The organism is Streptomyces sp. NPDC059373 (assembly GCF_042751495.1).
Classification (GTDB): domain Bacteria; phylum Actinomycetota; class Actinomycetes; order Streptomycetales; family Streptomycetaceae; genus Actinacidiphila.
This window is the reverse complement of the sequence record NZ_JBHYXC010000044.1, coordinates 40,404-54,091: the sequence shown is the minus strand read 5'-3', so window position 1 is coordinate 54,091 and position 13,688 is coordinate 40,404. Positions and strand designations below refer to the sequence as shown.

Genomic DNA, 13,688 nt, shown 5'->3' with positions numbered 1-13,688 from the left:
TGGGCGTAGGCCGACAGATCGGTCTCCCGGACCCGGGCCAGCAACTCCGCAAACGTCGGGTCACCACTGACATCCGTCCGCAACACCAGAGTGTTGATGAAGAACCCGGCCAGGTCCTCCAGGGCGCTGTCAGGACGGCCCGCAATAGCGGTACCCACCGGGATGTCGGTGCCCGCGCCGAGCCGGGCCAGCAACATCGCCAGCGCCGCGTGAACCACCATGAACATCGTCGCCGAACCCTGCTGGGCCGCCTCGACCAGCCCGGCGTGGGCGGCGGGCTCGATCTCCACCCGGACCGAGGCACCTCGGTACGACGAGACCGCGGGCCTCGTCCGGTCCACCGGGAGGAGCAGTTCCTCGGGCAGCCCGGCCAGTGCTTCGCGCCAGTAGCCGACCTGGGCGCTGACCAGGCTGTCCGGGTCGTCCAGTTCGCCGAGTTCCTCGCGCTGCCAGAGCGCGTAGTCGGCGTACTGCACCGGCAACGGCGACCAGCCGACCTCCGCGCCGTGCAGGCGGGCCTCGTAAGCGACGCGCAGGTCTCGGGCCAGGACGCCCATCGACCAGCCGTCGACCGCGATGTGATGTGCCACCAGCACCAGTACGTGTTCGGTCTCCGACAGGACCAGCAGCTCGGTCCGCCACGGCAGATCGCGCGTCAGGTCAAAGCTCCGGCCCGCCACCTCGGCCAAGGCCGAGGGCAGGTCCGCCGGGGTGACGTGCCGGACGTGGAGGGCGGTCCGGCCGGCGGCGCCGTCCAGGACCTGCTGCCGGGGAACGCCCCCGGTCGCGGGAAACGTCGTACGCAGCGTCTCGTGCCGGTCTGCCACATCATGCAGAGCCGCCTCCAGCGCCACCACATTCAGCTCACCCGACAGCCGCAGCGCCAACGGCACGTTGTAACCCGCACCCGCCCCGGCCTCCTCCATCCGGTTCAGGAACCACATCCGCTGCTGACCGAACGACAACGGCAACACCTCAGGCCGCTCCCGCACCACCACACCAGCACGGACCCGACCGCCCTGACCGCTCTCCACCAACCGGGCCAACCCAGCTACCGTCGGCGCACCGAACAGTTCCCGGATGTTGATCTCGACGTCCAGCTCGGACCGGATCTGGGCGATCACCCGCATCGCGAGCAACGAGTCACCACCGAGCTCGAAGAACGAACCGTCGGCGCTCACCCGCTCCAGGCCCAGCACCTCGGCGAAGAGCCCGCACAGCGCCTCTTCCACCAGCGTCGCCGGCGCGCGGCCCTTGCCGCCACCGAGTTCCGGTGCGGGCAGCGCGGCCCGGTCAAGCTTCCCGTTGACGGTGACGGGCAGGGACTCCAGCACAACCACGGCCGAAGGAACCATGTAGTCCGGGAGCTTGTCCGCCGCGAACTCCCGCAGCGCGTCCAGGGCGTCCAGCGCCTCTGCGCCGAACTCCTCACCGGCCGGGACCACGTAGGCGACCAGCCGCTTCACGCCCGGTTGATCCTCACGGGCCACCACCGCGACCTGGCCGACGCTCTCGTGGCCGGCAAGCACCGTCTCGACCTCACCGGGTTCGATCCGGAACCCACGGATCTTCACCTGATCGTCGGCCCGGCCGGCGAAGGCCAGTTGCCCGTCCCTCGACCAGCGCGCCAGGTCACCCGTCCGGTACATCCGCTCCCCGGAGCCACCGAACGGGCACGGCACGAACCGCTCGCCCGTCAGCCCCGCCCGACCCGCGTAGCCACGGGCGAGCCCGGCACCGGCGACGTACAGGTCACCCGTGACTCCCGGTGCGACCGGGCGAAGGAACTCGTCGAGCACGAACACCCTGCTGTTCCATACCGGGCCGCCGATCGGCACGGTGGTCCGGCCCGGCTCGGGCGTCAGCGCGCCGGTCATCGTCGCGCAGATCGTCGTCTCGGTCGGCCCGTAGGCGTTGACCAGGTTCAGCCGTTCCGACCATTCGTCCACCAGGGACGGCGGGCAGGCCTCGCCCGCCACGACGACGGTCCGGACGGACGCGGGCAGGTGTCCGGCACTGGCCAGCACCGACGGCGGCAGTGTCACGTGCGTGACCTCGTAGTCGCCGAGGACTTCCTCCAGTGGCCGGTAGGGCGGCATCCGGTCCGCGGGTGCCGTGACAAGGGCGGCCCCGGACGTCAGCGCCATCACCAGTTCCCACACCGAGGCGTCGAAGCCCAGGGCCGCGAACTGCAGCACCCGCGACCCCGGACCCACCCCGAACCGTTCGATCTGGCAGCCGGACAGGCTGGCGAGACCCGCGTGGGTGACGACCACGCCCTTGGGCGTACCGGTCGACCCGGACGTGTAGATCACGTAGGCCGGGTTCTCAGGGCGCAGCGAAACCACCGGCGCGCTCACCGGACGATCCGCGATCTCCACCACCGTCGCGGGGTCGTCCCACACCACCCGCTCGACCCCGTCGGCGAGCAGCCCCTCGGTCCCGCTCGTGCACAGCACCAGGGCGGGCGCGGCGTCGGTGAGCACGAACCGGATGCGCTCGGACGGGTAGTTCGGGTCCACCGGGATGTAGGCCGCCCCGGCCTTCAGCACGCCGAGCAGGACCACGACCAGGTCGGCCGAGCGCTCCATCAGCACGCCGATCCGGTCCTCCGGGCCTATGCCCCGGCCGATCAGCCAGTGCGCCACACGGTTGGCACGCTGCTCCAGCTCCGCGTAGTCGTAGGACCGCTCGCCGATCACGGCCGGCTCGCCGGGGGTCCGCGCGACCTGTGCCTCAAACAGCTCCGGCAGGGTCGCGGCGGCCACCGGCCGGGCGGAGTCGTTCCATGCCGCCAGCACCGTCTGCCGCTCGGTCTCGTCGAGTACGTCGACGTGGCTGATCCGAACCTCCGGGTCCGCCGCAACCTGGTCCAGGACGCGGGCCAGCCGGACCGCCAGGGCCACGACGGTCGGCTCGTCGAACAGGTCGGTCGCGTACTGAAGGCTGCCGAGGATCCCGGCGGGGGTTCCCTGCTCGTCGCGTTGTTCGGAGAGGTTGACCGACAGGTCGAACCTGGCGGCCACGTTCTCGTCGACGGGCATCGGCTCGATGCTCAGGCCCGGTACGTCCCACGGGGTCTCCGTCTGGGTCCGGGGGAGGTTCTGCAGGACCAGCATGATCTGGAACAGCGGGTGCCGGGACAGCGAGCGCACCGGATTGAGCTCCTCCACCAGCCGCTCGAACGGCACGTCCTGGTGAGCGTAGGCGGACAGGTCCGTCTCCCGTACCCGGGCGAGAAGCTCGGCGAACGTCGGGTCGCCACCCGTGTCGGTGCGCAGGACAAGGGTGTTGATGAAGAAGCCGGCCAGCTCGTCGAGCGAGCTGTCGCCGCGGCCGGCGATCGCGGTGCCGATGGGTATGTCGGCGCCCGCGCCGAGCCGGCTCAGCAGCAGGGCCAGTGCCGCCTGGACGACCATGAACATGGTGGCCGAACTCCGCTCGGCAAGGTCCACCAGCCCGGCATGCGCTCCGGCGTCCACCTGGAGCCGGACCGACCGGCCCCGGAAGGAGGAGACCGCGGGCCGCGCCCGGTCCACCGGGAGCGCGAGTTCCTCGGTGAGGTCCGCCAGGGCGTTACGCCAGTAGCCGAGCTGACCGCTGATCAGGCTGTCGGGGTCGTCCGGGTCGCCGAGGACCTCGCGCTGCCAGAGTGCGTAGTCGGCGTACTGCACCGGTAGCGGCGTCCAGCCCGGGGCCTCTCCCGCGTGGCGGGCCTTGTAGGCGGCCCACAGGTCGCGGGCGAGGACGCCCATGGACCAGCCGTCCACCGCGATGTGATGCGCCACCAGAACCAGCACGTGTTCGGAGGGCGAGAGCGCCAGGAGCTCGACGCGCCACGGAAGGTCGGCGGACAGGTCGAACCCCTCGTCACCGGCGGCGGCCATCAGGCGCGGCAGCTCGGCGCGGGTCACCTCGCGGAGCCTCACGGCCGGACGGGACCCCGGGCCGTCCAGGATGCGCTGCTGGGGCACGCCGCCGGTCTCCGTGAAGACCGTACGGAGCGTCTCCTGCCGGTCGGCGACGTCGCCGAGCGCCGCTTCGAAAGCCACGACGTCCAGCTCACCGGTCAGCAGCACGGACAGGGACACGTTGTAGGCGGCGCCGACACCGGCCTCTTCGAGCCGGTTGAGGAACCACATCCGCTGCTGACCGAACGACAGCGGCAGCACCTCGGGCCGCTCCCGCACGACGATCCCGGCCCTGACGACGCCCTTGTCGTTCTCCACCAGCCGGGCCATTCCGGCGACGGTCGGCGCACCGAACAGCTCCCGGATACTGACCTCGGCGTTCAGCTCGGACCTGATCTTGGCGATCAGGCGCATGGCAAGGAGCGAGTCACCCCCCAACTCGAAGAACGAGCCGTCAGCGCTCACCCCCTCCAGCCCGAGCACCTCGCCGAACAGCGCGCCCAGCGCCTCCTCCACCGGCGTCGCCGGAGCCCGCCCCTCGCCGCCGCCGAACTCGGGGGCGGGCAGCGCCGCCCGATCCAGCTTCCCGTTCACCGTCACCGGCAGGGACCCGAGCGCGACCACGGCGGCCGGAACCAGGTACTCCGGCAGCTTGCCCGCGACATGCTCCCGCAGCAGCTCCGCGTCGAGGACGCCGTCAGCCGGGACGACGTAGGCGACCAGCCGCTTGGTCCCCGGCTGGTCCTCACGGACGATCACCGCGACCTGACCCACACTCTCGTGCGCGGCCAACACCGACTCGACCTCACCCGGCTCGATCCGGAAACCACGGATCTTCACCTGATCGTCAGCCCGCCCGGCGAAGAACAGCTGACCGTCCTCCGACCAACGCGCCAAGTCCCCGGTCCGATACATCCGGCCCCCGTACGGGCAGGCCACGAAACGCTCCGCCGTCAGACCAGGCCTGCCGTCATAACCCCGCGCAAGCCCCGATCCCGCGACATACAACTCCCCGATCACACCCGGCGCCACCGGACGCAGGAACTCATCCAGTACGTACGTCCGCGCGTTGTCCATCGGCGACCCGATCGGCACACTCGCCGGAACGACGTCACCAGCGGCGTACGGGATCTGCGTCGTGAACGCCGTCGTCTCGGTCGGACCGTACGTCGTACGGACGACCAGATCCGGGTGGGCGTCCAGCAACGCCCGGATCGCCGAAGCCGAGACCACGTCACCACCGGTCGACACCTCACGCACACCCGCAAAAATTTCCGGGGACTCCTCCGCCAGCACCCGGAACAGCCCAGCCGTGGCGTGCACATTGGTGATCCCGTGCTCGGCAATCAACCGACCGCGTCCGGCCGCGTCGACATCACCCGACGGCAACACGACCAGCCGACCACCACGCGTCAGCGGCACCCACAGCTCATACGTCGACGCGTCGAAAGCATGGTTCGCCTGGAACAACACCCGCTCGACCACGTCATCACGCCAACTACGGTCCGCGACAAAACTCGCAATGTTGCCATGCGTCACCGCCACGCCCTTGGGCGTACCGCTCGACCCCGACGTGTACATCACGTACGCGAGGCTGTCCGGAGAGAGGTCGGAGAGGTCGGCCAACGGCCCGGCCGCTTCGGCTTCGAACAGGTCGGCCACAGCGGTCGTCGCAACACCCTCGAGCTCACGGTCGGCGAGCACCAGTGAAACCCCGGCCTCATCCACCACCGCACGCAGCCGCTCCACCGGATGATCGGCATCCAACGGCACATACACCGCACCGGCCTTCACCACACCCAGCAACACCGCGACCAGATCAACCGACCGCTCCATCACGACACCGACGCGGCACTCCACACCCACACCCAGACCCACCAGCGCATGCGCCACCCGGTCCGAGCGCCCAGCCAACTCCGCATACGTCAGCGCCACATCACCACCCACCACCGCCACCGCACCCGGAGTCCGCACCACCTGAGCACCGAACAACCCCGGCAGTGTCCGCACGGGAAGCGGCCGGTCGGTGTCATTCCACCCCTCCACGACCTGTCGCTCCTCAACGGCATCCAGCACGTCGAGCCGGGAGACCCGAACCTGCGGGTCTGCGGCCACCTGCTCCAGGACCTGCCGGAGACGGTCTGCCAGGGCGTTGACGGTGTGCTGGTCGAACAGGTCGGCGGCGTACTGGATGGTGCCGCGGAGACCTGCGGGGACGCCCAGTTCGTCGCGGAGTTCGTTCAACCCGACGGACAGGTCGAAGCGGCTCACGACCGTCTCGTCCGCCGGCATCGGCCGCACGCGCAAACCGGGGAGCTCCCACGGGGCTTCCGTCTGGGCGTCGTTCTGCACCGCCAGCATGATCTGGAACAGCGGGTGCCGGGACAGCGAGCGGGCGGGGTTGAGGTCTTCCACGAGACGCTCGAACGGGACGTCCTGGTGGGCGTAGGCCGACAGGTCGGTCTCCCGGACCCGGGCCAGCAGTTCCGCGAACGTCGGGTCGCCGCTGACGTCGGTTCGCAGCACCAGGGTGTTGATGAAGAACCCGGCCAGGTCCTCCAGGGCGCTGTCAGGACGGCCCGCAATAGCGGTACCCACCGGGATGTCGGTGCCCGCGCCGAGCCGGGCCAGCAGCATCGCCAGCGCCGCCTGGACCACCATGAACATCGTCGCCGAACCCTGCTGGGCGGCTTCCACCAGTCCGGCGTGCGCGTCGGCGCCGACGTCGACCGGGACCTGCCCGCCGACGAACGAGGACACCGCGGGCCGCGTGCGGTCCATCGGCAGGACGAGCTCTTCGGGCAGCCCGGCCAGTGCCTCGCGCCAGTAGCCGACCTGGGCGCTGACCAGGCTGTCCGGGTCTGACAGCTCGCCGAGCACCTCGCGCTGCCAGAGCGCGTAGTCGGCGTACTGCACGGCCAACGGCGACCAGCCGACCTCCGCGCCCTGGAGACGGGCTCTGAAAGCATCCTGTACGTCCCGCGCCAGGACGCCCATCGACCAGCCGTCGACCGCGATGTGATGCGCCACCAGCACCAGTACGTGTTCGGTCTCCGACAGGACCAGCAACTCGGTCCGCCACGGCAGATCGCACGTCAGATCGAAGATCCTGCGCGCCACCTCGGCCAGAGTGGCGGGGAGATCGTCGTGTGCGATCTCGCGGATCCGCAGGGCGGTCCGGCCGGCGGCGCCGTCCAGGACCTGTTGCCGGGGAACGCCCCCGGTCGCGGGAAACGTCGTACGCAGCGTCTCATGCCGGTCCGCCACATCATGGAGAGCCGCCTCCAGCGCCACCACATTCAGCTCACCCGACAGCCGCAGCGCCAACGGCACGTTGTAACCCGCACCCGCCCCGGCCTCCTCCATCCGGTTCAGGAACCACATCCGCTGCTGACCGAACGACAACGGCAACACCTCAGGCCGCGCCGCCACCACCACACCAGCCCGGACCCGACCCCCCTGGCCGCTCTCCACCAGCCGGGCCAACCCGGCCACCGACGGCGCACCGAACAGCGCGGAGATGCTGATCTCCGCGTCGAGGGCCGAGCGGATCTGCGCGATCAGGCGCATCGCGAGCAGCGAGTCGCCGCCGAGGTCGAAGAAGGAGTCCTCCGCGCCCACCCGTTCCAGGCCGAGCAGCCGGCCGAACAGGCCGCACAGCGCTTCTTCCAGTGGTGTCGCCGGACCCCGGCTCACCACGTCGCCCAGTTCCGGTGCGGGCAGCGCGGCCCGGTCAAGCTTCCCGTTGACGGTGACGGGCAGGGACTCCAGCACAACCACGGCCGAAGGAACCATGTAGTCCGGGAGCTTGTCCGCCGCGAACTCCCGCAGAACCTCCCCGTCGACCTCCTGCTCAGCCGGGACGACATACGCCACCAGCCGCTTGGTCCCCGGCTGATCCTCCCGGACCACCACCGCGACCTGACCCACGCTCTCGTGCGCGGCCAACACCGACTCGACCTCACCGGGCTCGATCCGGAAACCACGGATCTTCACCTGATCATCCGCACGGCCCGCGAACAGCAACTGCCCGTCCTTCGACCAACGCGCCAGGTCACCCGTCCGGTACATCCGCTCCCCGGAGCCACCGAACGGGCATGCCACGAACCGCTCCGCCGTCAGCCCCGCCCGGCCCGCATAGCCACGGGCGAGCCCGGCACCGGCGACGTACAACTCCCCGACCACGCCGGGCGGCAGCGGACGCAGGAACTCGTCCAGCACGAACACCCGGCTGTTGTCCATCGGGTGCCCGATCGGCACGCTCGCCGGGACCGTGTCACCGGCGGTGTAGGAGATCTGTGTGGTGAAGGCCGTCGTCTCGGTCGGCCCATAGGTCGTACGGACCACGAGCCCCGGATGTGCCTCCAGCAACGCTGCGATCGCCGACGCCGACACCAGGTCGCCGCCGGTCGACACCTCGCGCACACCCGCGAAGGCCTCCGGTGACTCCTCCGCGAGCACCCGGAACAGACCGGCTGTCGCGTGCACGTTCGTCACCCCGTGCTCGGCGATCAACCGCCCGCGCTCGGCGAGGGTGACGTCACCCGGACGCAGGACGACGAGGCTGCCGCCCCGCACCAGGGGGACCCACAGCTCGTACGTCGAGGCGTCGAAGGCGTGGTTGGCCTGCAGGAGCACCCGCTCGGCCACCTCGTCACGCCAGGAGCGGTCCAGGACGAAGGCGACCACATTGGCGTGGGTCACCGCGACGCCCTTCGGGACACCGGTGGATCCCGAGGTGTACATCACGTACGCGAGGTTCTCCGGGGACGCCAGGTCCTGCGGATCCTGCTGGTCCTGCTGGTCCTGCTGGTCCTGCTGGTCCTGCCGTGCCTGCTGGGCCTCCGCGCCGGCCGGCGCCAGCAGGCCGTTCACCATGAACGCGCCGAGCTCGTCCATCGGACGGTCGGCAAGGACCACCGACAGCCCGGCCTCCTCGGCCACCGCGCGCAACCGCTCGACGGGATGGCCGGCGTCGAGCGGCACGTAGGCCGCCCCCGCCTTGACCACACCGAGCAGCACGGCGACCAGGTCGGCCGAGCGGTCCATCACCACGCCGACCCGTTCCTCCGGGCCCACGCCACGGCCGATCAGCCAGTGCGCGACGCGGTTCGCCCGCTCGTTCAACTCCGCGTAGGTCAGGGTGATGTCGTCGCTGACGACGGCGATCGCGTTGGGGGTCTCTTCGACCCACTTCCGGAACAACGCCGGCAGCGTCGTGCCGGGGATCGCCCGGCCGGTGTCGTTCCAGCCGTCGATGACGGCGTGCTCTTCCGTGCCGTCGAGTACGTCGAGCCGGCTGATCCGCAACTGGGGGTCGGCGGCCACCTGTTCCAGCACCCGTACCAGCCGACCGGCCAGCGCCTCGGCCGTGGCCTCGTCGAACAGGTCGGTCGCGTACTGCAGTTCGCCGCCCATACCGGCGGGAGCTCCCTGGTCGTCGCGGTGTTCGGCGAGGCTGACGGTCAGGTCGACGCGGGCCGCGACCGTCTCGCCGACCGGCATGGGCTCGACCCGCAGACCGGGCATCTCCCATCCGCTGCGGGCCCGGGGGATGTTCTGCAGGACCAGCATGATCTGGAAGAGCGGGTTCCGGGACAGCGAGCGCACCGGATTGAGCTCCTCCACCAGCCGCTCGAACGGCAGATCCTGGTGGGTGTAGGCGGCGAGGTCGGTCTCACGGACGCGGGCCAGCAGCTCGGCGAATGTGGGGTCGCCGCCGGCGTTCGTACGCAGGACCAGGGTGTTCACGAAGAACCCGGCCAGGTCCTCGAGGGCGCTGTCCCCTCGTCCGGCGACCGTGGTGCCCAGGGGGATGTCGGTGCCCGCGCCGAGCCGGGCCAGCAGCATCGCCAGCGCCGCCTGGACCACCATGAACATGGTCGCCGAGCCCTGCTGTGCCACATGCACCAGCTCGGCGTGCGTGTGCGCGCCGAGCCGTACCGGGAGCGAACCGCCCTGGAACGAGGAGGTGGCGGCCCGGGGCCGGTCCGCCGGGAGCGGCAGCTCCTCCGGGAGGTCGGCCAGTGCCTGCCGCCAGTAGCCGAGCTGGGCGCTGATCAGGCTGTCCGGGTCCGACAGTTCGCCGAGCACCTCGCGCTGCCAGAGCGCGTAGTCGGCGTACTGGACGGGCAGCGGCGACCAGCCCACCGCCGATCCCGCGCACCGTGCCGCGTACGCGGTCTGCAGGTCCCGGGCCAGAACCCCCATGGACCAGCCGTCGACCGCGATGTGATGCGCGACCAGCAGCATCGCGTGCTCGGTGGACGACAGGGCCAGCAGATCGATCCGCCACGGCAGGTCCGCCGCCAGGTCGAACCCCCGGGCGATGCCCTGGTCCACCACGCCGGGCAGGCTCTCGGCGGTGACGTCGCGGACCCGTACGGACGGATGCCCGGCCGGACCGTGCAGGATCTCCTGCCGGGGAACGCCCTCGGCCTCCGAGTAGACGGTACGCAGCGACTCGTGCCGGTCGGCGACGTCGGCGAGCGCCGCCTCCAGCGCGGGCAGGTTCAGTTCACCGGTCAGTCTCAGGGCCAGGGACACGTTGTAGCCGGCGCCCGATCCCTGTTCCTCGAGCCGGTTGAGGAACCACATCCGCTGCTGACCGTACGACAGTGGCAGCACCTCGGGGCGTTCCCGTGCGACGAGCCCGGCCCGGACATCGCCCTGATGGTGCGTCACAAGCCGGGCCATCGCGGCGGCGGACGGTGCGCCGAACAGCTCGCGGACGGTGACCTCGGCGTTCAGCACCGCCCGGATCCGGGCGATCAGGCGCATCGCGAGCAGCGAGTCACCACCGTGGTCGAAGAACGAGTCCTCGGCGCCGACCCAGTCCAGGCCCAGCACTTCGCCGAACAGCCCGCAGAGCACCTCCTCGAGCGGCGTCGCGGGCCCGCGCCCTACCGAGCCGCCGAGGTCCGGGGCGGGCAGCGCGGCCCGGTCCAGCTTTCCGTTGACGGTCACCGGGAGCGCTTCGACGATGACCACGGCGGCGGGGACCATGTAGTCCGGCAGCTTGTCCGCGACATGGTCGAGCAGGGCGTTGCCGTCCACGACCGCGGCAGCGCTTTCCGCGACCACGTAGGCGACCAGCCGCTTCACGCCCGGCTGGTCCTCGCGGACGACCACCGCGACCTGGGCGACGCTCTCGTGGACGGCGAGCACCGCCTCGATCTCGCCCGGCTCGATCCGGAATCCACGGATCTTGACCTGGTCGTCGGCCCGGCCGGCGAAGATCAGCTGCCCGTCGGACGACCAGCGCGCCAGGTCGCCGGTCCGGTACATACGCTCCCCCGGGCCGGGGAACGGGCACGCGACGAAACGTTCCGACGTCAGGCCGGCCCGGCCGTCGTAGCCTCGGGCGAGGCCGGTCCCCGCGACGTACAGCTCTCCGGTCATGCCCGGTGCCGCCGGGCGCAGGAACTCGTCGAGCACGTACGTCCGGGCGTTGTCCATCGGAGCGCCGATGGGGACACTCGCCGGCACGGTGTCGCCGGCGGCGTACGGGATCTGCGTCGTGAAGGCGGTCGTCTCCGTCGGTCCGTAGGTCGAGCGGACGGTCAGCTCCGGGTGTGCGGCCAGCAGCGCCCGGATCGCCGGAGCGGAGACCACGTCACCGCCCGTGGACACCTCACGCACACCCGCGAAGATCTCCGGCGACTCCTCCGCCAGCACCCCGAACAGACCAGCCGTGGCATGGACGTTCGTCACCCCGTGTTCGGCGATCAGCCGGCCCCGTTCGGCGGCGTCGACATCGCCGGACCGCATGACGACCAGCCGGCCGCCGCGCGTGAGCGGCACCCAGATCTCATAGGTCGAGGCGTCGAACGCGTGGTTGGCCTGAACCAGCACCCGTTCGACCACGTCGTCGCGCCAGACGCGGTCGGCGACGAAGCTCGCCACGTTCCGGTGCGTCACGGCCACGCCCTTGGGCGTACCGGTGGACCCCGACGTGTACATCACGTAGGCCAGCGCCTCCGGCGACACGTCAGCCGAGTGGGCTCCGTCCAGCGCCGCGACCTCGTCGGCAACCGCCGGGTCGTCCCAGCTCACGGCCCCGGCGACCCGGTCCGCGTACGCGGTCGTGGTCAGCACCAGCGAGGGCTTCGCGTCGGCCAGCATGAAGCCGATCCGCTCGGCGGGATAGTCCGGGTCCACCGGCACATAGGCCGCACCCGCCTTCACCACGCCCAGAAGCACCACGATCAGCTCGGCCGAGCGGTCCATCATCACGCCGACCCGGCTCTCCGGGCCCACGCCCCGGTCCGCCAGCCAGCGCGCCACCCGGTCGGCCCGGGCGCCCAGCTCGGCATACGTCAGCGTCGCATCCGGGCCGGCCACCGCGACGGCGTCCGGCGTCCGTGCGGCCTGGGCCTGGAACAGCTCGGGCAGAGTGCGGGCGGACAGCGGCTGAGCGGTGTCGTTCCACTCCAGGAGGACGGTGTTCCGCTCAGGGGAGTCCAGAAGATCGAGCCGGCCGACCGGCAGCGCGGGGTCGGCGGCGATCTGCTCCAGAAGCCGCACCATGCGGTCCCCGAGCGCCTGGATGGTGGCCGCGTCGAACAGATCGGACCGGTAGTCGAAGCGCAGTTCGAGCCGGTCGCCGGGGACGACGCCCAGGATGAGCGGGTAGTGGGCGTTGTCCGAGCTGTCCCATCCGGTGATCTGCAGTCCGCCGGACGGCACGAGATCGCCCTCGGCGGGCACCGGGTAGTTCTGGTAGACCAGAAGGGAGTCGAAGGTCGCGCCCGCACCCGCGATCCGCTGGATCTCCGCAAGCCCCAGATGCTGGTGGTCGAAGAGTTCGGCCTGCTGGACCTGAAGGTCGGTCAGCAGCTCGGCGACCGTACGGTACGGATCGAGACGCACCCGCACCGGGACCGTGTTGATGAACAGACCCAGCATCTGCTCGACTCCGGGCAGATCGGCCGGACGACCGGCCACGACGGCGCCGAAGACGACATCACTACGGCCGGTCAGCATCCCGACCAGCACGCCCCACACGCCCTGCACCACCGTGTTCAACGTCAGGCCGTGCCCACGCGCGATCTCGCGTAACGCCTCCGTGAGCCGGGCGTCGGTCCGCACGGTCGCGTGCTCGGGCAGGGCCAGGTCGGTACCAGGATCGACCGGACGCACCAGCGTCGGTTCGACAGTCCCGGCCAGGGCTTCGCGCCAGGCTTCGCGTGCCGCGTCCTTGTCCTGACGGCCCAACCAGGCCAGATACTCCCGGTACGGCGTCACCGGCGGCAGTACGGAGACGTCACCACCGGCCGCGTACACCTCCGACAGCTCACCGAACAGAACCGGCAGCGACCAGCCGTCCATCAATATGTGATGCATCGTCAGAACCAGCTGGAAGCGCGACTCGTCCAGCCTCAACAGCAACAACCGCAGCAGCGGCGGAACCGCCAGATCGAACCGGCGCTCGTGCTCGACCTCCATGAGCCGCGCGGCCTCCGCCTCGGCCTCCGCAGCGGCCAGCCCGGAGAGGTCGACCTCATGCCAGGGCAGGGTCACCCCGTGGAGCACCACCTGCACGACCTGCTGCATTCCGGCGGGCTGCTGGAAGCTCGCACGCAGGCTGGCGTGCCGGTCCAGCAGGGCCTGCCAGGACCTGCGCAGCACCCCGGCGTCCAGCGGTGCGGCCAGAACGGTGACGAGCTGTTCCACGTAGACGTCGCGGGCCTGCTCGTCGTACTGGGCGTGGAACAGCAGCCCTTCCTGAAGCGGCGTCAGCGGCCACACATCTTCGATACGCACCTGGGTCACTGC

1 protein-coding gene is annotated in these 13,688 nt (G+C 70.7%); it reads right to left on the bottom strand.

Annotation, left to right across the window (positions count from 1 at the left end):
* Positions 1–13,685 (bottom strand): amino acid adenylation domain-containing protein (locus tag ACFXJ5_RS35120; RefSeq protein WP_384640478.1); only part of this gene is annotated, 13,685 nt, incomplete at its 3' end.
* Positions 13,686–13,688: the final 3 nt, after the last annotated feature.